The sequence below is a fragment of the Streptomyces sp. NPDC002776 genome (genome assembly GCF_053592195.1).
Map to the genome: position 1 here is coordinate 1 of NZ_JBSFVG010000029.1, position 24,728 is coordinate 24,728.

Annotated in this window: 24 protein-coding genes; 9 read left to right on the top strand and 15 right to left on the bottom strand. The window is 72.3% G+C overall.

The annotated features are described in order from the left end of the window. Positions 1 to 50: 50 nt before the first annotated feature. Positions 51 to 1,298 carry a transposase gene (locus tag ACWD11_RS33365; RefSeq protein ID WP_451287612.1) on the bottom strand — a complete coding sequence of 416 codons (1,248 nt, stop codon included), beginning with the start codon at positions 1,296 to 1,298 and terminating at the stop codon, positions 51 to 53. Between the two features lie 817 nt (positions 1,299 to 2,115). Between ACWD11_RS33365 and ACWD11_RS33370 the strand changes: the two genes are divergently transcribed. The 4 genes from ACWD11_RS33370 (at position 2,116) to ACWD11_RS33385 (ending at position 4,978) form a co-directional block, all read left to right on the top strand. Then, entirely contained in the window at positions 2,116 to 3,711 is a 1,596-nt protein-coding gene (locus tag ACWD11_RS33370; protein WP_451287614.1) for an FAD-dependent monooxygenase, read from the top strand. Positions 3,712 to 3,787: 76 nt separating this feature from the next. Further along, a complete protein-coding gene (locus ACWD11_RS33375; protein WP_351985706.1) occupies positions 3,788 to 3,874 on the top strand; it encodes a putative leader peptide in 87 nt (28 codons plus the stop codon). A gap of 79 nt (positions 3,875 to 3,953) precedes the next feature. Beyond that, the gene (locus ACWD11_RS33380; RefSeq protein WP_451287616.1) at positions 3,954 to 4,484 is read left to right on the top strand and encodes a cysteine dioxygenase; all 531 of its coding nucleotides are present in this window, start codon (positions 3,954 to 3,956) and stop codon (positions 4,482 to 4,484) included. 77 nt (positions 4,485 to 4,561) lie between these two features. Then, positions 4,562 to 4,978: a rhodanese-like domain-containing protein gene (locus ACWD11_RS33385; protein WP_451287654.1), complete on the top strand. Its 417-nt coding sequence runs from the start codon at positions 4,562 to 4,564 to the stop codon at positions 4,976 to 4,978. Here the strand turns inward: ACWD11_RS33385 and ACWD11_RS33390 are convergent. From ACWD11_RS33390 to recA, 3 genes are all read right to left on the bottom strand, one after another. Then, positions 4,954 to 5,745, bottom strand: coding sequence for a sugar ABC transporter substrate-binding protein (locus ACWD11_RS33390; RefSeq protein ID WP_451287618.1), 792 nt, complete (start codon positions 5,743 to 5,745; stop codon positions 4,954 to 4,956). The two genes, ACWD11_RS33385 and ACWD11_RS33390, sit on opposite strands and share 25 nt — an antisense overlap. Before the next feature lie 252 nt (positions 5,746 to 5,997). Further along, positions 5,998 to 6,831 carry a recombination regulator RecX gene (gene recX, locus ACWD11_RS33395; RefSeq protein WP_451287620.1) on the bottom strand — a complete coding sequence of 278 codons (834 nt, stop codon included), beginning with the start codon at positions 6,829 to 6,831 and terminating at the stop codon, positions 5,998 to 6,000. A gap of 3 nt (positions 6,832 to 6,834) precedes the next feature. Next, positions 6,835 to 7,962, bottom strand: a complete 1,128-nt coding sequence (gene recA, locus ACWD11_RS33400; protein WP_389420974.1) for a recombinase RecA — start codon at positions 7,960 to 7,962, stop codon at positions 6,835 to 6,837. A 256-nt stretch (positions 7,963 to 8,218) separates the two neighbouring features. Between recA and ACWD11_RS33405 the strand changes: the two genes are divergently transcribed. Then, entirely contained in the window at positions 8,219 to 8,791 is a 573-nt protein-coding gene (locus tag ACWD11_RS33405) for a GNAT family N-acetyltransferase (protein ID WP_451287622.1), read from the top strand. A 65-nt stretch (positions 8,792 to 8,856) separates the two neighbouring features. Here ACWD11_RS33405 and ACWD11_RS33410 read toward each other — a convergent pair whose 3' ends face one another. Further along, a complete protein-coding gene (locus ACWD11_RS33410) occupies positions 8,857 to 10,113 on the bottom strand; it encodes an AI-2E family transporter (RefSeq protein WP_389420972.1) in 1,257 nt (418 codons plus the stop codon). A gap of 60 nt (positions 10,114 to 10,173) precedes the next feature. Further along, positions 10,174 to 10,371: a DUF3046 domain-containing protein gene (locus ACWD11_RS33415; RefSeq protein WP_389420971.1), complete on the bottom strand. Its 198-nt coding sequence runs from the start codon at positions 10,369 to 10,371 to the stop codon at positions 10,174 to 10,176. Positions 10,372 to 10,450: 79 nt separating this feature from the next. On the opposite strand from ACWD11_RS33415, the gene ACWD11_RS33420 reads away from it, so the two are divergent. Beyond that, positions 10,451 to 11,395, top strand: a complete 945-nt coding sequence (locus tag ACWD11_RS33420; protein WP_451287625.1) for a hypothetical protein — start codon at positions 10,451 to 10,453, stop codon at positions 11,393 to 11,395. A gap of 560 nt (positions 11,396 to 11,955) precedes the next feature. Here ACWD11_RS33420 and ACWD11_RS33425 read toward each other — a convergent pair. From ACWD11_RS33425 to ACWD11_RS33435, 3 genes are read right to left on the bottom strand one after another with little or no spacing between them, the layout of a single operon-like run. After that, on the bottom strand, positions 11,956 to 12,261 hold the full coding sequence (locus ACWD11_RS33425; RefSeq protein ID WP_451287627.1) for an AzlD domain-containing protein: 306 nt from the start codon (positions 12,259 to 12,261) through the stop codon (positions 11,956 to 11,958). Further along, positions 12,258 to 12,980: an AzlC family ABC transporter permease gene (locus tag ACWD11_RS33430; RefSeq protein ID WP_451287629.1), complete on the bottom strand. Its 723-nt coding sequence runs from the start codon at positions 12,978 to 12,980 to the stop codon at positions 12,258 to 12,260. Before ACWD11_RS33430 ends, ACWD11_RS33425 begins: the two co-directional genes overlap by 4 nt. Then, on the bottom strand, positions 12,887 to 13,843 hold the full coding sequence (locus ACWD11_RS33435; RefSeq protein WP_451287631.1) for an AraC family transcriptional regulator: 957 nt from the start codon (positions 13,841 to 13,843) through the stop codon (positions 12,887 to 12,889). Before ACWD11_RS33435 ends, ACWD11_RS33430 begins: the two co-directional genes overlap by 94 nt. Before the next feature lie 94 nt (positions 13,844 to 13,937). Between ACWD11_RS33435 and ACWD11_RS33440 the strand changes: the two genes are divergently transcribed. The 3 genes from ACWD11_RS33440 (at position 13,938) to ACWD11_RS33450 (ending at position 20,579) form a co-directional block, all read left to right on the top strand. Continuing rightward, positions 13,938 to 18,737, top strand: coding sequence for an ATP-dependent helicase (locus ACWD11_RS33440; protein WP_451287633.1), 4,800 nt, complete (start codon positions 13,938 to 13,940; stop codon positions 18,735 to 18,737). Positions 18,738 to 18,921: 184 nt separating this feature from the next. Beyond that, positions 18,922 to 19,746 (top strand): DNA-formamidopyrimidine glycosylase family protein, encoded by an 825-nt coding sequence (locus ACWD11_RS33445; protein ID WP_451287635.1) that lies wholly within the window; start codon positions 18,922 to 18,924, stop codon positions 19,744 to 19,746. Between the two features lie 32 nt (positions 19,747 to 19,778). After that, positions 19,779 to 20,579: an SDR family NAD(P)-dependent oxidoreductase gene (locus ACWD11_RS33450; RefSeq protein ID WP_451287637.1), complete on the top strand. Its 801-nt coding sequence runs from the start codon at positions 19,779 to 19,781 to the stop codon at positions 20,577 to 20,579. Here ACWD11_RS33450 and ACWD11_RS33455 read toward each other — a convergent pair. From ACWD11_RS33455 to rimO, 6 genes are all read right to left on the bottom strand, one after another. Beyond that, a complete protein-coding gene (locus tag ACWD11_RS33455; RefSeq protein WP_451287639.1) occupies positions 20,527 to 20,802 on the bottom strand; it encodes a hypothetical protein in 276 nt (91 codons plus the stop codon). The two genes, ACWD11_RS33450 and ACWD11_RS33455, sit on opposite strands and share 53 nt — an antisense overlap. 80 nt (positions 20,803 to 20,882) lie before the next feature. Continuing rightward, entirely contained in the window at positions 20,883 to 21,353 is a 471-nt protein-coding gene (locus ACWD11_RS33460; RefSeq protein ID WP_451287641.1) for a Dps family protein, read from the bottom strand. Positions 21,354 to 21,511: 158 nt separating this feature from the next. Beyond that, positions 21,512 to 21,892: a helix-turn-helix domain-containing protein gene (locus ACWD11_RS33465; protein ID WP_015657463.1), complete on the bottom strand. Its 381-nt coding sequence runs from the start codon at positions 21,890 to 21,892 to the stop codon at positions 21,512 to 21,514. Between the two features lie 109 nt (positions 21,893 to 22,001). Beyond that, a complete protein-coding gene (locus tag ACWD11_RS33470) occupies positions 22,002 to 22,547 on the bottom strand; it encodes a CinA family protein (RefSeq protein WP_389420961.1) in 546 nt (181 codons plus the stop codon). Then, the gene (gene pgsA / locus ACWD11_RS33475; protein ID WP_389420960.1) at positions 22,544 to 23,260 is read right to left on the bottom strand and encodes a CDP-diacylglycerol--glycerol-3-phosphate 3-phosphatidyltransferase; all 717 of its coding nucleotides are present in this window, start codon (positions 23,258 to 23,260) and stop codon (positions 22,544 to 22,546) included. The genes ACWD11_RS33470 and pgsA overlap by 4 nt, the downstream gene beginning before the upstream one ends. After that, positions 23,257 to 24,726 carry a 30S ribosomal protein S12 methylthiotransferase RimO gene (gene rimO / locus ACWD11_RS33480; RefSeq protein ID WP_451287644.1) on the bottom strand — a complete coding sequence of 490 codons (1,470 nt, stop codon included), beginning with the start codon at positions 24,724 to 24,726 and terminating at the stop codon, positions 23,257 to 23,259. The genes pgsA and rimO overlap by 4 nt, the downstream gene beginning before the upstream one ends. Positions 24,727 to 24,728 lie beyond the last annotated feature (2 nt).

Here is a 24,728-nt window from a genome sequence, read left to right on the forward strand (position 1 = left end):
CTACCTCACCCCGCTGGAGATCAGACAGCGACACGAACAAGGACACGCCCTCACGGCGTAAGCATCGAGTGTCCAGCATCACGGGGAAACTTCAGGCTGGTGATGCCGTTCGGGCAGGTGAGGGTGCGGTTGTCCCAGTCGATGTGGAAGTCTTCCTTCGTGAAGCCCGGCCGCTGGGCGGCCTGTGGGTCCTCGCGGACCGGGCCGAGCAAAGGGATATCCCAGGTCATGGCCGCGTGGTGGATGCTGTCCGGGGTGACATAGCCGCCGTCGACGACGTGCTCGACGGGCTGCAAGCCCTGGCGGGTCAGCTGTCGGTGGATGTCGTCGAGGGCGTCGATGTCTTGCTGCGGCGCCGGGCGGGTGACGACCTGGACGATGACGTTGGGGCTCGTCTCGTCGCAGGTCTCGGTCTGGTGATCGCGATAGCCGATCCAGTCTCGCTGGCCGGCCGCGGTGACCTTCTGGCTGTAACGGGCCTCGGGATCGTGCGGGGTGACGATCTCCATCGTGGACCACGGCACCCGTGCTGAAGCAGGATCCGGCCGGCCGTCTGCTGAGGTCTTGCCGGTGTTCCTCTGCTCTATCGCCCTCCGGCTGGCCCGGTCACGGGCCGACTTCGCCGCCCGCCAGCGAAGTTGGCCCGCTTCGTCGTTCCAGTACTGCTGGACCCAGACCTGCCGCAGGATCTGCACCGACCTCAACTCCCGCAGGCGAGACGGGGCATCGTCGTGATAGACGGCGCGCAGGATGTGCAGCCCGTCCTCACCCACCCGCAGCACCCAGGCGAGCAATGCGTCTTTGCCGCGGGGAAGCCGGTCATAACGCACCGGCCGGCCATACCGGTCCCCCCAGTCAGGCGTCACGAGAGCCGCCAGCCATGTCTCGCCCTGCAGCGCGAGTTCCTCCAGAGCACAGCGCAGGGTTTCAGCGACCAGTTCACCCCGATTCAGACGGCGCACCGCCGCCAGCACGTGGGTGGAATCCGTCCGGACCCGTCCCCGCCGCTTGACCAGCCCGGCTTCTGCCAGCCGGTCCACGACCAGCGCCAAGAGCCGGTCCGCGCGGTCGCCTTCGGCCATCCGGCCACGGAATTCGCTCAGGACCGTGAAGTCGAATCCTGGATCGTCCAGCTCAAGGCCCAGACAGTACTTCCAGTCCAGGCGGCAGCGGACCGCGTCCGCCGCCTGCCGGTCCGTGAGGTTCTCCGCGTACTGCAGCACCGACACAAGAGCCAACTGAGCCGACGACAGCCCGCGCCGCCCGTCCGCCGGAATACCAGTCGGCGAAGTCGGCATCCTTGAACACGCCGTCCAGCCGATCACGCACCCACATCGCGACTGTTCCCCGCGGATTGCTCGCCCGTGCCGTCCGCACCGTCAACGGCGGAATCACCCGCCCCGAAACCGAACCCATTGCCACTGCGGTCACTCCTCCGACCGCCGAAACCGCCCCGCTCCCACCAGCGCAGCATCGCGAGGACATGAACACAGCTATGGTCAGCAGATTTCACCCCACCGAGTGAAGATCACCAACAGCATCACGAGCGTCAGACAGAACACTCGGATACGGGCGTCGCTTCGGCACGCTTCCGGCGTCTGCCGCGAACGAAGTGCGCCCAGTCGCGCAGAACGGCGGTCGAAGCACACCGCCCCGATAACCGGGCATCCTGAGATGAGACAGGATTTAGCCCTTTTCGCCCCATCCGCAACCTCCCACGACTCGTCGGCAACGACGCTCCCCGCGACCTCGCCTGTACCGCCAGTCACCACTTCCGGAAACACACAATAAGCGGGCATCACAGGTGAAAAGGCCTTTAAATGGAATGGTGCACATCGCGGCCTCCCGCAGCATGGCACGGTGTCTTGAGCCTGACCGAGAAGGGTCCGGGAGAGTGGTCCCTGCACCTGGCTATCCGCGTCCTCACGTTGGGTCTCCGGACACGCTGAGCATGACGTGAACGACACGGAGGCAGTGGCATGATCGCCACTGTCTCCGTCACTTGACGCAAGCACCGGCAATGGGTTGCATACGTTCTGTGATCGTGCACCCTGCTCCAACCTCCTGTTCACACGCGTCCTCCGGGACATCTCTGCGGGCAGGGGGCACCACGCCGTGGACCCGGTGATCATCGTCGGTGCGGGGCCCGTCGGGCTCACGCTCGCCCTGGCGCTGGCGCGTCAGGAGGTGCCGTCGGTCGTACTCGACGAAGGACCCGGCAAGGACGAACCCCGCCCGGCACGCACCGTCGTGCTGCGCGAGGACAGCGCCGCCCTGATGGAGCGGCTGACCGGACTGCCGGTCGGGCAGGCGGGCTGCCGTTGGGCCGGATGGCGGTCGATGCGGCGCAAGCAGGTGATGCGCGAGGTCTCCTTCGACGACTCGGCGCCCGTGCACATCGCCCAGCACGTCCTGACCGGCGCCCTGCGCGCGGCACTGGCCGGTGAACGGCTGGTGCGGATCGCCGTGGACAGCAGGCTCGACGGCATCGAGCAGGAGCCAGCCGGCGTCACCGCCCGCACCCGCGGCCCCAAGGGCACCTGGTGGCGAGGCAGCTACCTGGTCGGCTGCGACGGCCCCCGCTCCACCGTGCGCAAGCTCCAGGACATCCGCTTCCCCGGCCGTACGGCCGTCGAACGGTACGCCGTCGCCGCGCTGCGCACCGAACTCCCCTGGACCGACGAGGCGTTGCTGCACCGGATGCCCCCGTGGCGGACCTCGGGCCCCTCGGCCGGCGAGGTCACCGCGCGCCCGCTGCCGGACGGGGCCTGGCGCCTGGACTGGCTGCTCCCGCCGGGCAAGGACCTGGTCACCCCCGAGCTGCTGGTCACCCGGGTCCGGGAGACGCTCGCGGGCTGGACGGACGGCTCGACACCGCCGTACGAACTCCTCGACACCGGCGTCCACACCGTGCACCACCGGCTCGCCCGGCGCTGGCGGGCCGGGCGGGTGTTTCTCGCCGGGGACGCGGCGCATCTGCTCGGGGCGCTCGGCACGCACGGGCTCGACGAAGGGCTCCGGGACGCCGACAACCTCGCCTGGAAGCTGGCGCTGGCCTGGCATCACGGGCCGCACGAGGCGCTGCTGGACAGCTACCAGACGGAGCGGCGCGCGGTCGTCGCCGCCCGGCTGCGCGCCGCCGACCAGGCGCTCCCGCTGCTGCGCGGCGGCGGGGGCCTGCGGGCGTACGTCCCCGGATCGGCCCGGGGCCATGACGCGCTGCTCGCGGAGGGCCACTTGGGGCACGGGGCGCTGGGTGCGCCGGGGGCGTACGCCGACTCGCCGCTCGCGCCCCGGCACCTGGAGGGCGAGGTGTCCCTCGACACCCCGGTGGGCGCGCCGGTCGCCGATGTACGGGTGACCGCGGAGGACGGCTCGTTCGTACGGCTGCGGGACCGGCTCGGCCGGGGGGCGCTGCTGGTGCTGCTGATCGCGCCGGGCACGGGGGTGTGGGACCGCAAGCACTGGGTGACCGCCGGGATCATGCCGCGGCTCGCGGCGGCCGTGACGGCGCTGCCGCATCCGGCGGAGTTGCTGGTCGCCGAGAGCTATCCGGGCGCCGCCGCCCACACGGTCCTGCTCATCCGGCCCGACGGCCACCTCGTCACGGCGCTCGGCGGGGTGCGCCCGGCCGACCTGTACGCGGCGGCGGAGGCCACCCTGGGCGGCCCGGTCCCGTCCGAGGCGGAGGCCACGGCGGGGTCGCGCTGAGCGGCCCCCAAGGCGTCACCGTCCACATGGTGACGGTGAGTTGACCGGTCCGCACCTCCATGGTGTACTCCGGATCATGACCGACACCTGTGTGCACCTGTGGCGGAAGGTCCATGTGGACCTCGTCCGCTATGCGGGCTGCATGTGTACCCGGTCCTGCTGAATTCGCATCTCTCCTCACCCGCGCGCACCGCCGTCGTGCCGTCGCGCGCTCCCCGCGAACCCTCATCAGGACGGTCGACGTGTCTGTCTCCCCCTCCCCTTCCGTGTCCACCTCCGCCGCGCCCACGCAGGCGGACCTCCTCGATTTCGTACGGCGCACCGCGGCCGACGCCGAGCTGATCGCCTCGCTCCCGCTCGACCCCGAGGGCCGCACCTGGGTGCGCCTGGAGGGCCCCGCCGGCAGTGAGGCGTGGCTGATCGGCTGGCCGCCGGGCTCGGGCACCGGCTGGCACGACCACGCGGACTCGGTCGGCGCCTTTGTGACGGCGGCCGGTGAGCTGACGGAGAACTCGCTCGCCGCCCGGCTGCCCACGGACGGCTGGAGGACCCTGGAACTCAGCGAGGACGTCGACCGGGAGCGGCGGCTGCCGACCGGCAAGGGCCGCTCCTTCGGCCACCACCATGTCCACGAGGTCCTCAACGAGTCCCTCGACCGGCACGCGGTCTCCGTGCACGCCTACTATCCGCCGCTGCCCCGGATCCGCCGCTACAGCCGCAGCGGGCCGATCCTGCGTCTGGAGCAGGTGGAGCGGCCGGAGGACTGGCAGTGAGCGGCGGACGGCCCCTCGGCGGCGACCGGCCCCTCGGCGGCAACGGGTCCTTCAGCGACAACGGGTCCGAACGGCCGGTGGGCATCGACGAGTTGCTGGAGCGGGTGCGCGCGGGCTATGTGCGCGTCGGGCCCCGCGAGGCCTACGACGCCGCCCGGTCCGGCGAGGCGCTGCTGGTGGACATCCGGTACGCGGCGCTGCGGGAGCGGGACGGGGTGATCCCGGGGGCGCTGGTGATCGAGCGCAATGAGCTGGAGTGGCGGCTGGATCCGCGCGGGAGCCACAAGGTGCCGGAGGCGAACAGCCATGACCTGCGGGTGGTGCTGTTCTGCAACGAGGGATACGCGTCCAGTCTGGCGGCGGAGTCGCTGCACCGGCTGGGGCTGCACCGGGCGACCGATCTGACCGGCGGGTTCCAGGCCTGGCGGGCGGCGGGGCTGCCGGTGACGGCTCCCGGGCGGGGTGCGCCTCACAGGACGTCGGGCGGGCAGTAGAGCGGCGCCGTGTCCGCGTTGTGCCTGGTCACCAGGCGGATCGGGGTGTGGGCGATCCGCTCCGCGTCCCAGTCGCGCAGCAGCGCGATGGTGGTCGTTACCGCCAGTTCGCCGGTGTCCGCCGCGGAGTTGGCGACGGTCGCAGCGAACCGGCCGTCCTTGAGGGCGGCCAGGCCCTCGTCGGTGCCGTTGACCGTGACGATCTGCACGCCGTCGGCGCCGGCCGCGTCGAAGGCCTCGCGGACGGCGAAGGCCATGGCCTCGTTGGCGACGAAGGCGTAGTCGAGTCCGGGACGGTCCCCGATCATCTCCGCGGCGACCTTCCCGGCCGCGTCCTTCTCGATCCAGTCGGCGCCCAGTCGGCCCACATGGTCGAGGTCGACGACGACCGCGCCGAGGATGTCCGAGGTGTCGTCGGGAACGACCGAGGTGAGGAAGACGGGCACGTCGGCGCTCCGGGCCCTGGCGATGTCGTCGCGGAGCGCTTCGACGTCCACCGTCTGCAGGATGATCGCGTCCACGTCACGGGCGATCGTGTCCTCGATGTCGGCCAGCTCGGTGGCCGCGTCCTGGCGGGAGTTGGCGCTGTGGAGCTCGGCGAGGTTGTTCCGGGCCGTGTCGTCGACGGACGCCTCCAGACAGGTGCGGAACGGCGAGGTGCCGCCGCTGACGAACCCGAGTGTGAGGGGGCCGTCGACCCCTTCCTCGGTCTGCGGTCGCAGCACGTCACAGCCGCTGAGGAGCGAGCTTCCGGCGAGCACCGACACGGTCAGCGTTCTTCGGCAACGGACGGAACGAGGCATGGCGGGCTGTCTTTCGCAACGCGCGGAGGACAGGCCCGTGCGGGAGTCGTCAGGGTCGACTCGTCGGTGGGGGCCACAGACCGTGAAGCCCACTCAGGCTCGAACGTCCGCGCGACGTCGGCAGACGGTACAGCCACCGGGAGCCCGCTCGCCCCTCCCGGGAACGCAAGGTAAGCCTGCGCCGCCTGCACTCGGCGAGGCACCTGGTGCCCCGCGTCAGTACCCCTCGCCCTCCAGGAACTCCGTGTCCTCCCCCTCCGCCTCCAGCGCCTGCCGGACCACCCGCAGCGCCATCCCCTCCGGATACCCCTTGCGGGCCAGCATCCCGGCGAGTCGGCGCAGGCGCTTGTCGCGGTCGAGGCCCCGGGTGGACCGGAGCTTGCGGTCGACGAGCTCGCGCGCGGTCGCCTCCTCCTGCTCCGAGTCCAGCTGGCCGACGGCCGCGTCGATCAGCGTGGAGTCGACGCCCTTGGTGCGCAGCTCCCGGGCGAGCGCCCGCCGGGCCAGCCCCCGTCCGTGATGCCGGGACTCCACCCAGGCGTCCGCGAACGCGCTGTCGTTGATCAGCCCGACCTCCTCGAACCGCGACAGCACCTCCTCCGCGGCCTCGTCCGGGATCTCCCGCTTGCGCAGGGCGTCGGCGAGCTGCTTGCGGGTGCGCGGAGTCCCGGTGAGCAGGCGCAGGCAGATCGCCCGTGCCCGCTCCACCGGGTCTCCCGGAGGCTCCCCCTGCTCGGCCCTCGACGAGGCAGAGGTGCCTCCGTCCTCACCGGACGGCTCTTCGCGACCGCGCCGACGACGCCCCCGGGCGCCGCCCGCGCCACGTGCCCCGCCGGCTCTGCGGCGCGAACCGCCGGCGAGCTCATCGGCCTCCGACGCCGGGCCACCGCCCGCCCGGCGCCCGCCGCCGTACGGTCCGTCCGGGCCGGGGGCGCCGGCCTCGTCGTACGCCGCGCCGTCCGTCCCGGTGGAACCTCCCACGCCCCTCCCGTGCCACTCCCCCGGCGGGTCGGGGCAGGCGTACTCGGCCCAGTCCGTTCGTCGTGTCACGGGTCAGCTCTTGGCTGCGGCGGCCTTGGACTTGGTGGCCTTGGCCGCGGCCGGAGCGGGCACCGTCTTGGCGGCGTCGTCCGGGGCGGCGGACACCGCGGCGTCCGCGCCCGGCTCGGCGGCCGGCTCCACCGGACGCACACCGACGCCCAGCTTCTCCTTGATCTTCTTCTCGATCTCGTTGGCCAGGTCGGGGTTGTCCTTCAGGAAGTTGCGCGCGTTCTCCTTGCCCTGGCCGAGCTGGTCGCCCTCGTACGTGTACCAGGCGCCGGCCTTGCGGACGAAGCCGTGCTCCACGCCCATGTCGATCAGGCCGCCCTCGCGGCTGATGCCGTGGCCGTAGAGGATGTCGAACTCGGCCTGCTTGAAGGGCGGCGCGACCTTGTTCTTGACGACCTTGACGCGGGTACGGTTGCCGACCGCGTCGGTGCCGTCCTTCAGCGTCTCGATGCGGCGGATGTCGAGTCGCACCGAGGCGTAGAACTTCAGCGCCCGGCCACCGGTGGTGGTCTCCGGGGAGCCGAACATCACGCCGATCTTCTCGCGGAGCTGGTTGATGAAGATCGCGGTCGTCTTGGACTGGTTGAGCGCGCTGGTGATCTTTCGCAGCGCCTGGCTCATCAGACGGGCCTGGAGACCGACGTGGCTGTCGCCCATCTCGCCCTCGATCTCCGCGCGCGGCACGAGCGCCGCGACGGAGTCGATGACGATGAGGTCGAGGGCACCGGAGCGGACCAGCATGTCCACGATCTCCAGGGCCTGCTCGCCGTTGTCCGGCTGGGACAGGATCAGGTTGTCGATGTCGACGCCGAGCTTCTGCGCGTACTCGGGGTCGAGGGCGTGCTCCGCGTCCACGAACGCGACCTGGCCGCCGGCCTTCTGCGCGTTCGCCACCGCGTGCAGGGTCAGGGTCGTCTTGCCCGAGGACTCGGGGCCGTAGACCTCGATGACGCGGCCGCGCGGCAGACCGCCGACGCCGAGGGCCACGTCGAGCGCGGTCGACCCGGTCGGGATGACCTCGATGGGCTCCTTCGACCGCTCGCCCATGCGCATGACCGCGCCCTTGCCGAATTGCCGTTCAATCTGTGCGAGTGCGGCATCCAGGGCCTTCTCGCGGTCGGTTCCTGCCATGGGTTCCACCCGATTTGCTTGAGTCGATCGCTTCACGTCAAAGACGCTAACGCCTGCCACTGACAATGCGCCCTGACGCCCGTCCGGCCTGTGGATAACTCGGGCACTTCCCCGTTGAAACCAGGGCAATCCACCCGCCGAGCGTCTTGCCGGAGCCTCCATAAGAATGGATGTTCGAATTACGTGTCAAGCGCGCCACGCAGGGCCCCGACCGGTCTCCCGGGTCCCCCGAGCCCTGCGGTTCTATCGTGCGGTCATGACCATCGAGGTGCGTCCCGCGTCGGTCTTCGAGGATGTCCGGGCCGTGCTCGGCCCGAAGTCGCCCGGAGCCAACGTCTGCTGGTGTCTGAGCTACCGGATCCCGTCCAGGCTCAACAACGAACTCCGCGGCCCGGCCCGTGGCGAGTACGTCGCCGAGCTGTGCCGGGCCGACCCTCCTCCCGGCGTGATCGCCTACGACGGTGACGAGCCGGTCGGCTGGGCCGCCGTGGCACCGCGCACGGAGACCTCCTTCGCCCGCAACCGCAAGATCCCGCACGTCGACGAGGTGCCGGTCTGGTCACTGTGGTGCGTCCGGGTCCGCCCCGGCCACCGCAAGCAGGGAATCTCGCACGCCCTCATCGAGGGGGCCGTGGAGTTCGCCCGCGCGCACGGCGCTCCGGTCGTCGAGGCGTACCCCCTCGACAACGGCGACGCGCGAGTCGATCTGACGATGGCGTACACCGGTCTCCGCAAGAACTTCGAGCGCGCCGGGTTCGTCCACGTCGCCGACACCACTTCGGTGCTGGCCGGGCATCCTCGGGTCCTGATGCGGCTCGACCTGCGCTGAGCGGATCCTGATGGGCTCGACCTGCGCTGAGCGGATCCTGATACGGCTCGAGCTGCGCTGAGGGCTCAGCCCTTGTCGTTCTCCGGGGCGGGGGCCTCTGCCGGTTGCCGGGCCCACACCCGCCACGCGCGCGTGAGCAGACCGGGGCCGCCCGTCCCGCGCGCCCGGTGCCCGTGCACACGGGGGTCGTCGGTGACGTCGTACCGCTTCACGTACGCCCCCAGGAACGCCTGGAGCGTGGCGATCGCCGGGATCGCGATCAGGGCACCCACCGCCCCCAGCAGAGCGGTGCCCGCGACGACGGAACCGAAGGCGACCGCGGGGTGCACGTCGACGGTCTTCGCGGTCAGCTTGGGCTGGAGCACGTAGTTCTCGAACTGCTGGTAGAGCACGACGAAGATCAGGACCCACAGCGCGTACCAGGGGTCCACCGTGAAGGCGATCAGCATGGGCAGGGCGCCCGCGAGATAGGTGCCGATGGTCGGGATGAACTGCGACACCAGACCCACCCAGACGGCGAGCACGGGCGCGTACGGCACGTCCAGCGACTGGAGCAGGACGTAGTGCGATATCCCGGAGATCAGTGCCATCAGACCGCGTGAGTACAGATAGCCGCCGGTCTTGTTCACCGCGATCTCCCACGCCCGCAGCACCTCGGCCTGCTTGGCGGGCGGCAGGACGGAGCACAGGGCACGGCGCAGTCGCGGGCCGTCCGCGGCGAAGTAGAACGAGAACAGCGTGATCGTCAGCAACTGGAACAGACCGCCGATGACCTGGGCGGACACATCGAGGACACCGGTCGCGCTGTTCTGCACGTAGTTGCGCAGCCAGTCCGAGCGCAGCAGGCCCTCCTGGATGTCCACCCGCTTCAGGTCGGTCTGGAAGTGGGCGTTGATCCAGTTGATCACGGAGTCGAGATAGGCCGGGAACTCCTCGACCATGGTGATGATCTGACCGGCGAGCATCGAGCCGAGGAGGGTGACGAAGCCGGCGGACACCCCGATCACAGCGAGGAACATCAGCGCGGTCGCCAGCCCCCGGCGCATCCCGCGGGCGGCCATCCAGCTCACCGCGGGCTCGATGGCCAGGGCCAGGAAGAACGCGATCACGATGTTGATCAGCAGCCCGGTGAGCTGGTGGAAGGCCCAGCTGCCGAGCTGGAAGGCACCGACGAGCGCGAGCGCGAGCACCATGGCGCGCGGCAGCCAGCGCGGCATGCGCGCGGGCGGCTGCGCGGCGTCGGCCGGCGGTTTGGCCGGCGGCGTCGTGCCGAACGGAGAGGGGTGCGGGGCGAGCCGCCCGGTGTCGTCAGTGGGTGCCACGGAGCAAGTCTCGCCCACGCCACCGACAATCGGACGCCGTCCTGCGATCTTCGTGACCTGTCAACGCTGTTCCTGGGGCACGTTCATGACCTGGCAGACGACCCGCCACACGTCCTTGGCCTCCCAGCCGCAGTCCAGCGCCTCACGCACGGTGCGTCCGCCGAGCTCCGACATCACGTGATCGCGCGCGAAGGTCTCGGCGTATCCCGCCGAACCGAAGTGCTCCGCCATCCGCTCCCAGAAGACCGTCAACCTCATGACATCAGTATCCCGCCCTGAGGGTGGGCCCTCGCCGGGACCCCTCGCCGAGACCGCTTTCCGGCCTACGGTCTGACGCATGGCCGAAACCGGAGCTTCCCCACTCCCCCAGACGCCCCCGGCGCACTCCCCGCTCTTCCGCGCCGAGCAGTTCGTGTGGCTCACCGCGCGCGTGCTGGAGCAGCGCCTCTTCGCGCACGACTTCCTGCACGGCGGCGCCGAGCCGGTGGAGACCGCACTGGACGCCTACCGCAATGACGACGGCGGTTACGGCCACGCGCTGGAACCCGATCTACGCGGCCCGGTCAGCCAGCCGCTGCACACCACGCACGCGCTGCGGGTGCTGGACGCGGTCGGACGCTGCGGCGGGCAGCGCGTGGAGCGCGTCTGCCGTTATCTGACGTCGGTCTCCACCGCGGAGGGCGCCCTGCCGGCGGTCCATCCCAGCCAGCGCGGCTACCCGGCGGCGCCGTTCATCCCGGTCGTGGACGACCCGCCGAGCGAGCTCCTGGCCACCGCGCCGGTGGTGGGGGTGCTGCACCGCAACGAGGTGTGGCACGCCTGGCTGTTCCGGGCGACGGACTTCTGCTGGCAGGCGGTGGAGTCCCTGGACAAGTCCCATCCGTACGAGATCGAGGCCGCGGTGGCCTTCCTGGACTCCGCGCCGGACCGCCCGCGCGCGGAGGCGGCCGCGGACCGGCTCGGCCGCCTGGTCCGCCAGCACCGGCTCGCGGCACTGGACCCCGGTGACCTCGCCGCCTATCCGGTGGCGCCCGGCTACGCCCCCACCGAGCACCACTTCCCGCACGACTTCGCGAGGAGTCCGCGATCGCTGGCACGCGCGTGGTTCACGGACGAGGAGATGACCCGCTCACTGGACTTCCTCGCCGCCGACCAGCAGGCCGACGGCGGCTGGCCCGTCCGCTGGCGCAACTGGTCCCCGGCCCCCACCCTGGAGGCCCGTCCCCTGGTGACCATCACCGCCCTGCGCACCCTGAGAGCGTACGGCCGACCCATCGGCTGACCGGAGACCGCCCGAGGGCCTCGGACGGCCGGACCATCCGGTAACCCGACGCCGGCCAAGGGCCCACCCGCCCGGCAGCGAGGGCGGCCACCACCCGAGCCAAGCTGTCCCGCTGACGCCGGCCGGCGGAATCCAGAGCCTGGGGTCGGACCGGTCGTACGCCGACCGCCCCGACCGGCACAAGCTGCCGCCCTGACCGCCCGTCCGCCCCGGCCGTTTCCGGCCTGCGTCGGGCTGACCGGCGCCGGCCGCTGGCGCCGCGCGCCCACCCCCGCGCCCGGGCCCTCGGGTCTCCGGACGTCAACCAAGGGCCCACACTCGCGCAGCCGGACCACCCGGTGTTGTGACGAAGGGCGCGGACCGCCAGGGCCGGGTGCCCTGAGATTCACCGAGAACCACACCCGCGGCCAGCCCGCCCAGTAACCCCAAGGCCAGCCACCCGCACCCGGGCCATCCGGTGCCCTGACGCCAGCCCAGAGCCCGCAGCCAGCCCCCCAAGCGCCCCCGCGCCCAACGACCCCAAGGCCAGCCAGCGCGGCCCAGCCGCCCCCCCACCCACCTCAGCCCAGAGCCCGCACCCCCGCAGTAACCGCCACAGCCACCCCCACGACCACCAGGAACGGCGCCCGCAGCACCAGCGCCACAGCCGCCGCGGCAAGCCCCGCCGCCCGGGCGTCCAGTACCAGGGCGCGCCCGTCGGCGAAGGTCTGCTGGGCCGTGAGGGCGGCGAGCAGCGCGACCGGCAGCAGCGCGGCGAGCCGCCGGACCAGGGGCCGCTCCAGGACGCCCGCGGGCACCAGGAGCCCGGCGAGCTTGACGGCGTAACAGCCGAGGACGGTCAGCGCGACGGCGATCCAGATGTTCACCGGTCCCCCTTCCGCAGCCCGCGCCGCCCCTGGGCCCACAGCACGACAGGAGCCGCCAGCGCGGCCACCAGCACCGGCACCCCGGCCGGCAGGACGGGCAGCAGCCCGAGCCCCAGGACGACCGCGGCCCCGGCGACGGCACGCTCGGTCGTGCTCGTCAGCATCGGCGCGAGCAGCGCGAGGAACACGGCGGGTCCGGCCGCGTCGAGACCCCACGCGTCGGTGTCCCCGATGGCCTCGGCGCCGAGCGCCCCGGCCAGCGTGGTGAGGTTCCACAGCACGTACAGGCTGAGCCCGGTCACCACGAACCCGAGCCGGGCGGCACGCCGGGTGGGCTGCGCGAGCGCGACGGCGGCCGTCTCGTCGATGACCCACTGGGCGGCGAACGGCCGCACCGCGCGCGGGAGGGCCAGCACCTGCGACAGGCGCAGCCCGTAGAAGGCGTTGCGCACCCCCAGGAAGAACGCCCCGGCGGCCGCCGCGATCGGCCCGCCGCCCGCCGCCAGCGCCCCGACCAGCGCGAACTGGGACGCCCCGGTGAACACCAGAAGGCTGAGCGCACAGGTCTGCCAGAGCGAGAGCCCGCTGCCGGCCGAGGTCACCCCGAAGGCGAACCCGGACAGCCCTACGGCGACTCCGACCCCGAGCCCGTCCCGTACGACGGCGGCGTCCGGCTTTCCTCCGCTGTCCCGTATGTCTGTGAGTGTTGTGTCTGCCACGCCTCGGACGGTAGGAGCAGTCGCCCTCCCCGGTCTTGTACGTTCTTGCGCTCCCGCTGGTACGCGCCCGGAGGCACGCCCACGATCCGGCTGAAGTGCCGGTTGAGGTGCGGCTGGTCGGCGAAGCCCACGGCGACGGCGGCCTCGGCGGGCGCCACACCGGTGTCCAGCAGCCCGCGCGCCCGCCGTACCCGGGCGTCCGTGAGCCAGGTGTGCGGGGGCATCCCATAGGCGTCCCGGAAGGCGCGCAGCAGCGCGAAAGGGCTGGTGCCCAGTTCACCGGCCAGCTTCTCCAGGGTGGGCGGCTCGGCCATCCGCTCCTGGAGCACGCCCCGCGCGCGTGCCGCGATCCGGGCTCCCGCCGTGCGCACCTCGCGCTGCGGCAGGGCGCCGCCGTTCAGTCGCAGCAGCCGGGTCACGGCGACCCGCAGGAGGGTGTCGGCGGCCAGGGCGTTGCCCTCCTCGGCGGCGCGCAGCACCTGATGGACCAGGGACACCGCGTAGGGATCGTCGAGGACGGGGGACGCGAATCCGGGCGTGCCGCGGATCGCCGTGGTCTCGGCCGCGATCTCCGCCACGACCTCGGGCGACGGGTACACCGCCCCGTACCGCCACCCCTCCGGCACCCCGGCCCGCCCGGTGTGCGGGGTGTCCGGATTGACCAGCGCGAGCGCTCCGGCACCCGCGTACTGGTCGGAGCCGCGGTGGTGGAAGACCTCGACGCCGTCGGCGATGGCGGCGATGACGAAGTGCTCGTGGGTGTGCCGGACGAACGTCTTGCGGACGTACCGGGCCCGCAGCAGGTCCACACCGGGCAGCTCCGCGTACTGCCAGTGCCGCGCCCGCTCGCTCGATCCCGCCATGCCCCCCATTCTCACCGCTCCCCGACCGGCGCCGTTGGCGACCGTGTTCGCGCAGGTCAGGGCGATTGTCAGTGGCCGGGTGCAGGATGGACGCATGGTCAGCTCCGCACATCGAGCTCTGGACGGCTTCTCCCCCGCGACCCGCGGCTGGTTCACGGGGGCTTTCTCCGCGCCCACCGCGGCCCAGGCTGGCGCGTGGCAGGCCATCGGCGAGGGCTCGGACGTCCTGGTGGTGGCCCCCACCGGGTCCGGCAAGACGCTGGCCGCGTTCCTGGCCGCCCTGGACCAGCTGGCCTCGACCCCTCCGCCCGCCGACCCCAAGAAGCGCTGCCGCGTTCTGTACGTCTCGCCGCTGAAGGCCCTGGCCGTGGACGTCGAGCGCAACCTCCGCTCCCCGCTGACCGGCATCCGCCAGGAATCCGTCCGCCTGGGCCTGCCCGAGCCCGAGGTCAAGGTCGGCATCCGCTCGGGCGACACCCCCGCCGCCGAGCGCCGCGCCCTGGCCACCCGTCCCCCGGACATCCTGATCACCACGCCCGAGTCGCTGTTCCTGATGCTGACCTCGGCCACCCGTGAGGCGCTGACCGGGATCGAGACGGTGATCCTGGACGAGGTGCACGCCGTGGCGGGCACCAAGCGCGGCGCCCACCTCGCGCTCTCCCTGGAGCGCCTGGACGAGCTGCTGCCGAGGCCGGCCCGGCGCATCGGCCTGTCCGCCACGGTCCGGCCGGTCGACGAGGTCGCCCGCTATCTCTCCCCGCGCCGCAAGGTGGAGATCGTCCAGCCGAAGTCGGGCAAGGAGTTCGACCTGTCGGTGGTGGTCCCCGTCGAGGACCTCGGCGAGCTGGGCGGCTCGCCGGTCGCCGAGGGCACTGAAGGCGGGGAGCGTCCGTCGATCTGGCCGCATGTCGAGGAGCGCATCGCCGACCTCGTCCAGTCCCACCGCTCCACCATCGTCTTCGCCAACTCCCGCCGGCTGGCGGAGCGCCTGTGCAACCGCCTGAACGAGATCGCGTACGAGCGGGCCACCGGCGAGCCGCTGGACGAACACCACGCGCCCGCCGAGCTGATGGGCGGCTCCGGGGCCGCCCAGGGCGCCCCGCCCGTCATCGCGCGCGCTCACCACGGCTCGGTCTCCAAGGAGCAGCGCGCCCTCGTCGAGGAGGACCTCAAGGCGGGCCGGCTGCCCGCCGTGGTGGCCACCTCCAGCCTCGAACTGGGCATCGACATGGGCGCGGTGGACCTGGTCGTCCAGGTGGAGTCCCCGCCGTCCGTGGCCTCCGGGCTCCAGCGCGTGGGCCGCGCGGGACACCAGGTGGGCGCGGTCTCGACCGGCGTGGTCTTCCCGAAGTACCGCGGTGACCTGGTGCAGGCGGCCGTGGTCACCGAGCGGATGCGCACCGGCGCCATCGAGTCGCTCCGCGTCCCGGCCAACCCCCTGGACGTGCTGGCCCAGCAGATCGTCGCCATGACGTCGATGGACACCTGGCAGTTCGACGACCTCCTCGCGATGGTCCGCCGGGCCGCCCCCTTCGCCTCGCTCCCCGAGTCCGCGTTCACGGCCGTCCTGGACATGCTCGCCGGGCGCTACCCCTCGGACGCCTTCGCCGAACTGCGCCCGCGCGTGGTGTGGGACCGCGTCGCCGGCACCGTCACCGGCCGTCCCGGCGCCCAGCGCCTCGCCGTCACCTCCGGCGGCACCATCCCCGACCGCGGCCTGTTCGGCGTGTTCCTCGCCGGGTCCGACCCCAAGAAGGGCGGCGGCCGGGTCGGCGAGCTCGACGAGGAGATGGTCTACGAGTCACGCGTGGGCGATGTCTTCACGCTCGGCACCAGTTCCTGGCGCATCGAGGACATCACCCGCGACCGCGTCCTGGTCTCCCCCGCGCCGGGCGTCCCCGGCCGGCTCCCGTTCTGGAAGGGCGACCAGCTGGGCCGCCCGCTCGAACTGGGCCGCGCGGTGGGCGCGTTCCTGCGCGAGGTCGGCTCGCTCAGCGAGGAGGACGCCCGGCTGCGCCTCATGGCCGCGGGACTGGACACCTGGGCCGCCGGCAATGTCCTGTCCTACCTGGCCGAACAGCGTGAGGCCTGCGGCCACATCCCCGACGACCGCACCATCGTCGTGGAGCGCTTCCGCGACGAGCTCGGCGACTGGCGCGTCGTGGTGCACTCCCCGTTCGGTGCCCAGGTGCACGCCCCCTGGGCCCTGGCGCTCGGCGCCAAGCTCTCCGAGCGGTACGGCATGGACGCGCAGGTCATGCACGCCGACGACGGCATCGTGCTGCGCCTGCCGGACGCCGACCTGATGGGCCTGGACCTGCTCGACCGGGAACCCATGAAGGCGGGCACGGAGTTCGACGCCGACCAGGCCCCCGTGGGCGCCGCGGACGTCGTCTTCGACAAGGGCGAGGTGGACCAGATCGTCACCGACCAGGTCGGCGGCTCGGCCCTGTTCGCCTCCCGCTTCCGGGAGTGCGCGGCGCGCGCCCTGCTCCTGCCGCGCCGCAACCCCGGCAAGCGCACCCCGTTGTGGCAGCAGCGCCAGCGCGCCGCGCAACTGCTCCAGGTGGCCAGCGAGTTCGGTTCGTTCCCGATCGTCCTGGAGGCGGTCCGCGAATGCCTCCAGGACGTCTTCGACGTCCCCGGACTCACCGAGCTGATGGGCGACCTGGAGTCCCGCAAGGTGCGCCTGGTCGAGGTCACCACCCCCGAGCCCTCCCCCTTCGCCCGTTCGCTGCTGTTCGGCTACGTCGCCCAGTTCCTGTACGAGGGCGACTCCCCGCTCGCCGAGCGCCGCGCCGCCGCCCTCTCCCTCGACTCCCGGCTGCTGGCCGAGCTGCTCGGCCAGGCGGAGCTGCGCGAACTGCTCGACGCCGAGGTGCTGACCGAGCTGGAGCAGGAGCTCCAGTGGCGCACCGAGGACCGCCGCGTGAAGGACGCCGAGGGCGTCGCGGACCTCCTGCGGCTGCTCGGCCCGCTGACGGACGCCGACCTGGCCGAGCGGGGCGCGGAGCCGCAGTGGGCCCGGGAACTGGCCGGGGCCCGCCGCGCCATCCAGGTCCGTATCGCGGGCGCCGAGCACTGGGCGGCGATCGAGGACGCGGGCCGGCTGCGTGATGCCCTGGGTACGGCGCTGCCGGTCGGCGTCCCGGAGGCCTTCACGGAACCGGTGAAGGACCCGCTGGGCGACCTCCTCGCGCGGTACGCCCGTACCCACGGCCCGTTCACCTCGGTCGCCGCGGCGGGCCGGTTCGGCCTGGGCGTGGCCGTCACCGAGGGCGCCCTCCAGCGGCTCGCGGCGGCGGGGAGGGTGGTCCAGGGCGAGTTCCATCCGGCCGGGATCGGCCAGGAGTGGTGCGACGCGGCAGTGCTGCGCCGCCTCAGGCGCCGTTCCCTGGCCGCGCTGCGGCATGAACTGGAGCCGGTGCCGCCCGCCGCGCTCGCCCAGTTCCTCCCCCAGTGGCAGCACATCGGCAAGGGACACGGACTGCGCGGCATCGACGGACTGGTCCGCGCCATCGAGCAGTTGCAGGGCGCGTCGGTGCCCGCCTCCGCCCTGGAGAAGCTGGTCCTGCCGTCCCGGGTGGCGAACTACGCCCCCGGGATGCTCGACGAACTGACCGCCGCCGGAGAGGTGGTGTGGGCCGGTGCCGGTGCCCTGCCGGGAAAGGACGGCTGGGTCTCCCTGTACATGGCGGACGCGGCCCCCCTATTGGTGTCCGCGCCCCACCCTCTGGAGCTGACCGCGCTCCACCAGTCGGTCCTGGACTCCCTGTCCGGCGGCTACGGCCTGTTCTTCCGGCAGATCGCCGACCAGGTCCGCGCCACCACCCACCCCGACGCCACCGACCCCCAACTCGCCGACACCATTTGGGAACTGGCCTGGTCGGGCCGGCTGACGAACGACACCCTGGCGCCGATGCGCTCCCTGCTGGGCTCGGGCCGCACCGCGGGCTCCACCGCCCACCGCGCCAAGCGCACGGTCCCGCGCGGGCGCTACGGCTCGCTCACCACCGCCGCCCGCCCCGCCTCCCGCTCGGGCCCGCCGACCGTCGCGGGCCGCTGGTCCCTGCTCCCCGCCCCCGAGCCCGACCCCACCGTCCGCGCCCACGCCCTGGCCCGCGCCCTCCTCGACCGGCACGGCGTGGTGACCCGGGGCGCGGTCTCCGCGGAAGGCGTCGAGGGCGGCTTCTCGGCGACGTACCGCATCCTGTCCGTCTTCGAGGAGAGCGGGCAGGCCCGGCGCGGCTATGTGGTGGAGGGCCTGGGCGCCGCGCAGTTCGCGATGGACGGCGCGGTGGACCGCCTGCGCGCGGTGTCGAACGCCCGTGACCGCGACGAGGCGCTCCCGGCACCGCCCTTCGAGACCGAGACCTTCGCCGGCCACGACTTCGACGAGAGTGCCGCGCCCTTCCCCACCCGACCGGCCCGACCGGACGAGTACATTTCGCCCCGCGACTTCCCGCCGCCCCCGACCCCGCACCGCACCCGCCCCGCCGCCGACTCCCGGGCCGTCGTCCTCGCCGCCGCCGACCCGGCGAACGCCTACGGCGCCGCGCTGCCCTGGCCCGAGCCGCCGTCCGGCGCCGGACACAAACCGGGCCGCAAGGCGGGGTCACTGGTGGTGCTGGTCGACGGCGAGCTGACCCTGTACATGGAGCGCGGCGGCAAGACCCTGCTGGCCTGGCCCGCCGCCCCGGACGACGCACCGGCCGACGACCCCCGCCTGCAAGCGGCCGCCGACGCCCTCGCCGCGGCCGCCCGCGCGGGCTCCCTCGGCACCGTCACTGTCGAACGCGTCAACGGCGCCTCGGCCCTGACCTCCCCTCTCGGCGTCCTCCTGGAAGGAGCGGGCTTCATCGCCACCCCCCGCGGTCTGCGCCTCCGCGCATGACCAGCCCGCCCCGAATCCACCACCGCCCCGGCGGACACGCAGGAGCACGCCCCTCCACAGCCCCACAACCCCCACCAACCCAGCGAACACGCACAAGCACGCCGCTCCACAACTCCACACCCCCCACCAGCCCAACAGACCCACACGCGCCCCCACCCCCCACCCCGCATGCCACCCTTGACCCATGCCCGAAGGAGACACGGTCTGGCAGGCCGCCCGGCGCCTGCACGCAGCCCTCGCGGGCCAGGTACTGACCCGCAGCGACTTCAGGGTCCCCAAGTTCGCCACGGTCGACCTCGCCGACCGCACCGTCCTGGACGTCACCCCGCGCGGCAAGCACCTCCTCACCCGCGTCGAGGGCGGCCTGACCCTGCACTCGCACCTCGGCATGGAGGGCTCCTGGAGGGTGTACGCCCACCGGGAGCGCTGGACCGGCGGCCCCTCCCACCAGATCCGCGCGGTCCTCGCCACCGCCGACCGCACGGCCGTCGGCTACCGCCTCCCGCTCCTCGACCTCATCCGTACCGCCGAGGAGTCCCGGGCCGTGGGCCACCTCGGCCCCGACCTGCTGGGCCCGGACTGGGACCCCGACCAGGCCCTGGCCAACCTCATGGCGGACCCCGCCCGCGCCCTCGGCGAGGCCCTCCTGGACCAGCGCAACCTCGCCGGCATCGGCAACATCTACAAGAGCGAGCTCTGCTTCCTCCTCGGCATCACCCCCTGGCTCCCGGTCGGCGCCCTCCCTCCCGACCGCGCGGCGCACCTCCCCGTGCTCGCCAAGAAGCTCCTGGAGGCCAACCGCGACCGCCCCGTCCGCAGCACGACGGGCCGCCGCGGCCGGGACCTCTTCGTCTACGGCCGCGCACCGCGCCCCTGCCTGCGCTGCGGCACCCCCATCCGCTCCGCCAACCAGGGCGACGGCTCCCGCGAGCGCCCCACCTACTGGTGCCCGAGCTGCCAGCGCGGCCCGGCCCCCACCCTGGGACATCGCCGCCGTACAGCTAATTGACGGGCCGTCAGAAACTCTCGTACCGTCCCCTCATGGCCGTCAGCGCGTACGACCTCACCGGACGCACCGCCTTCGTCACCGGCGCCGCCAGCGGCATCGGCCGCGCCTCGGCCGTGCTGCTCGCCCAGGCCGGCGCCACCGTGCACTGCGCGGACCGCGACCCGCACGGCCTGGACGAGACGGCCGCCCTGATCAAGGACGAGGGCGGCACCGCCCACCTCCACCCCCTGGACGTCACGGACCGCGCCCGGCTCCAGCAGGCGGTCGAGTCCTGCGAGCGCCTGGACATCATGGCCGCGATCGCCGGGATCATGCACAGCAGCCCGGTCCTGGAGACCACCGAGGCGGACCTTGACCGCGTCCTGGACATCAACTTCAAGGGCGTCCTGTACGCCTGCCAGGCGGCCGCCCGCCTGATGCTCGCCCGGCAGGTCCGGGGCAGCATCGTCACCATGGCCTCGGGCGCCGTCGACACCGGCGGCCCCGGACTGCTCTGCTACGGCGCCGCCAAGGCGGCCGTCGTCCAGCTGACCAAGACACTCGCGACCGAGGTCGGCCGCGATGGCATCCGGGTCAACGCCGTCGCACCGGGCTGGATCCGCACGCCCATGACGAACCGCCATGACGACGAGGCACAGACACAGAGACAGGCACAGACGCAGGCACTGGCACAGACACACACCGAGGCACTCATGACGCGGATCGCACCCCTGGGCCGGGTCGGCGAACCGGAGGACGTGGCGCACGCGGTGCTGTATCTGGCCTCGGACGCCTCGGCCTTCACGACGGGTCAGATCCTGCGTCCGAACGGGGGCGTGGCGATGCCGTGGTGACCGCGGCCGTCCGCCACGCCCGTACCCATCGTCCCGTGGCCAGCGCGTCCACGGCCCGCGTCTTCGGCACGCAGTGCACCGGCAGCAGGCTCAGACCCCACCCCCCGGCGGCGATCGCGCCCTCCAGCGCTCCGGCGTCCGGCGCGACGGCGAGCCGCAGCACGGCCCACCACCACAGCGCCCCGAGCCCGAGCGCAGCCCCCCAGCGCGCTATCCCCGCCATGACCGCCACCTCCAGCCCGACGCTAGATCACCGCCCCGGCCGCTACCAGGGCGCACCGACGGCACACGGGAGCGCCCTCGTCAGCCGTTCTCCGCCTGGAACATCCAGTGGTGCTTCTCCAGCTCGGCCGTGATGGTGATGAACATGTCCTGGCTGACGGGGTCCGCCTCACCGGTCGCCCCGACGCGCTCCCGCATCCGGGTGATCACCGCGCCGAGCGCGTCCACCATCGTGCCCACGGCTTCCGCGTCCTTGATCCAGCCCTCGGGCGTGGTCTCGATGCCGCTGGCCGAGGCCACCGTCGCGGCGCGCCCGTCCGGCGGGACACCCAGCGCCGACGCCCGCTCGGCGACGGTGTCGGAGTGCGTGCGCGCGGTGGTCACGACCTCGTCGAGCTGGAGATGCACGGAACGGAACCGAGGCCCGATCACGTTCCAGTGGATCTGCTTCGCCACCAGGGCGAGGTCCACCAGGTCGACGAGAGCGCCTTGCAGCGCCTCGGACACGGTCTTCAGGTCGGCGTCGGACAGCGGGCTCTTCACGACGTACATCCATATGCTCCGTTCGGTGTGCCGGCCCCGAGTCCACGCCCTCCACGATGCACGAAAGCCCCGGCCGTCGCCTCTCCAGTGCTCCTGGAAAAGACCCGGCCGGGGCTTCGCACACGTCCTCAGCGCATGATCAGGTCAATGCGCCATGCGCGTGAGACTCACGCGGCGACCACGTCCACAGCCTCCGCGGGCGCCTTGATGGTCACCCGTTCCGGTGGCACACCGGTCACCGATACGGAACCCAGCATCGGTCGGACCGACGTGGGCACGGGCTCGCTGGGGGTGGCCGCAGCAGACTGGGCCAGCTCGGCGAGAGCGAGCTCGTCGCTCACTTCCCGCATGAGCTCGGACATCCGTACGTCCAGCGCGTCGCAGATGGCGGAGAGCAGCTCGGAGGATGCCTCCTTCTGCCCCCGCTCCACCTCGGAGAGATAGCCGAGCGAAACTCGGGCGGACGAGGAGACTTCGCGCAGAGTACGGCCCTGGCGCTGGCGCTGCCGACGCAGCACGTCACCCAGCAGGCGACGGAGCAGAATCATCGGTGGCTCCCTCCTCGGACCGCGTAGCCGCATCCTTCACGCCCCACCGTACCGCCTTGCGCTGCGGCCGTGCGGGGAGCGATGTCGTGTTCACTCAGGGCTGCAAACATCAAAACCCCCCGTTCTGTTCCGTATCCTGTGCCCGCTCATTCTCTGGCTGTTCGCTCGCGAGCTGCTGCAAGAGCAGCGCGAGTACGCTCCGTACACTCTCCATACGAATTTCCGCCCGGTCGCCGTTCAACCGCAGCGAGGCCACTTTCCCGCCACCGGCGGATCCGGAATCCGCCGCGCGGGGCCCGTCCACGGCCACGTAAACGGTTCCCACGGCCTTCCCGTCCTGCTCCTCCGGGCCCGCCACACCGGTCGTCGCGATGCCCCAGTCGGCGCCCAGAACCTTGCGCACGCCCGCCGCCATCTCAGCCGCCACCTGCGGATCCACCGCTCCGCGCCGCTCCAGCAGGCCCGCGTCGACCCCGAGCACCCGGTGCTTGAGTTCGGTGGCGTAGGCGGTCACCGAACCCCGGAAGGCCTGCGACGCCCCGGGGGCCGCTGTGATCTCCGCCGCAACAAGGCCACCAGTGAGCGATTCCGCGACAGCGAGGGTCTCGCCCCTCACAGTCAGTAGTCGCACCACTTCAGCGGCGGGGGAATTCACGCTTCCGCCTCCTCCAGCGCGGCCCTGCGCTCCGCGATGCCCTGCCTGCGCAGCACAATGGCTTGTCTTACATAGTCGAGCCCGGTCACCACGGTCAGCACGACCGCCGCACCCATCACCCAGAACCGGAGAGTGGCCAGCCATCCCGTCAGCGCCAGGATGTACATCCCGACGGCCACGCCCTGCGTGAGCGTCTTGAGCTTGCCGCCCCGGCTCGCCGGGATGACGCCGTACCGGATGACGAGAAAACGCAGCAGGGTGACGCCGAGTTCCCGGCCGAGGATCACCGCGGTCACCCACCACGGCAGATCACCGAGCCCGGACAGACAGATCAGCGCCGCCCCCATGATCGCCTTGTCCGCGATGGGGTCGGCGATCTTCCCGAAGTCGGTGACCAGGTTGTACGTCCGCGCCAGATGACCGTCGAACAGGTCGGTGATCATGGCGACGGCGAAGGCCGCCCAGGCGAACGAGCGCCACGCCGGGTCATACCCGCCGTCGGCCAGCATCAGCGCGACGAACGCGGGCACGAGCAGCAGCCGGAGCATGGTCAGGAGGTTGGCGACGTTCCAGACGCTGGCCTGGTTGACGGCCGCCGCCGCGATCTTCCCGCCCCGCACGGGCTTCGCGCCCCCGGGTTCGCCGGAGACCGCGGCCGCGGCCGCAGCCGCCTTGGAGGAGCCGCCCGCGGCGGATGCCGGGACTCCGGTCATCTGGCCGCCTCCTCATCGGGTACGAACGAGCCCTGGAGCGGCTCGGCCACCAGGTCGACGCCCTCGGTGCCGACCACCTTCGCCTCGACCATACGACCGACACTCAGGCCCTCGCCGCTCGTGAGCAGCACCTGGCCGTCCGTCTCCGGCGCCTGGTGCGCGCCGCGGCCGTACACGCCCTCCTCGTCCACGGACTCCACGAGGACCCGCACGGTCTCGCCCAGGCGTTCCTCGGCCCGCTGCGAGACGAGCTGCTCGGCCAGCCGGGAGACGCGTGCCAGGCGCTCGGCCACGACGTCGACGTCCAGCTTGCCGTCGTACGTCGCCGCTTCGGTGCCCTCCTCGTCGGAGTAGCCGAACACGCCGATCGCATCCAGCCGCGCGTGGTTGAGGAAACGCTCCAGCTCGGCCAGATCGGCCTCGGACTCGCCGGGGAAGCCCACGATGAAGTTGGAGCGCACGCCCGCCTGCGGAGCCTTGCTCCGGATGGTGTCGAGCAGCTCCAGGAAGCGGTCGGTGTCGCCGAAACGGCGCATCGCGCGCAGCACGTCGGGCGCGGAGTGCTGGAAGGAGAGGTCGAAGTAGGGCGCGACCTTGGGGGTGGAGGTGAGGACGTCGATCAGCCCGGGGCGCATCTCGGCCGGCTGGAGGTAGCTGACCCGCACCCGCTCCAGGCCGTCGACCGCGGCCAGCTCGGGCAGCAGGGACTCCAGCAGGCGGATGTCGCCGAGGTCCTTGCCGTAGGAGGTGTTGTTCTCGGAGACCAGCATGATCTCCTTGACGCCCTGCTCGGCCAGCCAGCGCGTCTCGTTGAGCACGTCGCTGGGACGGCGCGAGATGAAGGAGCCGCGGAAGGAGGGGATGGCGCAGAAGGTGCAGCGCCGGTCGCAGCCGGAGGCGAGCTTCACCGAGGCGACGGGGGCGCCGTCGAGCCGGCGGCGCAGGGGGGCGCGCGGGCCGGAGGCGGGCGCGAGCCCTTCCGGAAGGTCCGCCGGCGCGTGCCCGGGCAGCGCCACGTCGGCGGCCGATCCCTGCCGCTCGGCAGGGCTGATCGGCAGCAGCTTGCGCCGGTCGCGCGGGGTGTGCGCGGCGTGGATGCCGCCGTTCAGGATGGTCTGGAGCCGGTCGGAGATGACCGCGTAGTCGTCGAAGCCGAGCACCCCGTCGGCCTCGGGCAGCGCTTCCGCGAGCTCCTTGCCGTACCGCTCGGCCATGCAGCCGACCGCCACCACCGCCTGGGTTCTTCCGTGGCCCTTGAGGTCATTGGCCTCCAGGAGGGCGTCGACGGAGTCCTTCTTGGCGGCGTCGACGAAGCCACAGGTGTTGACGACGGCGACATCCGCGTCGGAGGCGTCCTCCACGAGATCCCAGCCGTCCGCCTCCAAGCGGCCTGCGAGCTCCTCCGAGTCCACCTCGTTACGGGCGCAGCCAAGAGTGACGAGTGCGACGGTACGGCGTTCAGGCATGG

Excerpts from the sequence above, each read along its gene's own strand:
- ACWD11_RS33440 (WP_451287633.1), top strand. The coding sequence starts at position 13,938 with ATGGTCAGCTCCGCACATCGAGCTCTGGACGGCTTCTCCCCCGCGACC.
- ACWD11_RS33455 (WP_451287639.1), bottom strand. The coding sequence starts at position 20,802 with ATGGCGGGGATAGCGCGCTGGGGGGCTGCGCTCGGGCTCGGGGCGCTG.
- pgsA (WP_389420960.1), bottom strand. The coding sequence starts at position 23,260 with ATGACCGGAGTCCCGGCATCCGCCGCGGGCGGCTCCTCCAAGGCGGCT.
- rimO (WP_451287644.1), bottom strand. The coding sequence starts at position 24,726 with ATGCCTGAACGCCGTACCGTCGCACTCGTCACTCTTGGCTGCGCCCGT.
- recA (WP_389420974.1), bottom strand. The coding sequence starts at position 7,962 with ATGGCAGGAACCGACCGCGAGAAGGCCCTGGATGCCGCACTCGCACAG.
- ACWD11_RS33415 (WP_389420971.1), bottom strand. The coding sequence starts at position 10,371 with ATGAGGTTGACGGTCTTCTGGGAGCGGATGGCGGAGCACTTCGGTTCG.
- ACWD11_RS33375 (WP_351985706.1), top strand. The coding sequence starts at position 3,788 with ATGACCGACACCTGTGTGCACCTGTGGCGGAAGGTCCATGTGGACCTC.
- ACWD11_RS33435 (WP_451287631.1), bottom strand. The coding sequence starts at position 13,843 with ATGGCGGGATCGAGCGAGCGGGCGCGGCACTGGCAGTACGCGGAGCTG.
- ACWD11_RS33420 (WP_451287625.1), top strand. The coding sequence starts at position 10,451 with ATGGCCGAAACCGGAGCTTCCCCACTCCCCCAGACGCCCCCGGCGCAC.
- ACWD11_RS33465 (WP_015657463.1), bottom strand. The coding sequence starts at position 21,892 with ATGATTCTGCTCCGTCGCCTGCTGGGTGACGTGCTGCGTCGGCAGCGC.
- ACWD11_RS33450 (WP_451287637.1), top strand. The coding sequence starts at position 19,779 with ATGGCCGTCAGCGCGTACGACCTCACCGGACGCACCGCCTTCGTCACC.
- ACWD11_RS33460 (WP_451287641.1), bottom strand. The coding sequence starts at position 21,353 with ATGTACGTCGTGAAGAGCCCGCTGTCCGACGCCGACCTGAAGACCGTG.
- ACWD11_RS33405 (WP_451287622.1), top strand. The coding sequence starts at position 8,219 with ATGACCATCGAGGTGCGTCCCGCGTCGGTCTTCGAGGATGTCCGGGCC.
- ACWD11_RS33365 (WP_451287612.1), bottom strand. The coding sequence starts at position 1,298 with ATGCCGACTTCGCCGACTGGTATTCCGGCGGACGGGCGGCGCGGGCTG.
- ACWD11_RS33445 (WP_451287635.1), top strand. The coding sequence starts at position 18,922 with ATGCCCGAAGGAGACACGGTCTGGCAGGCCGCCCGGCGCCTGCACGCA.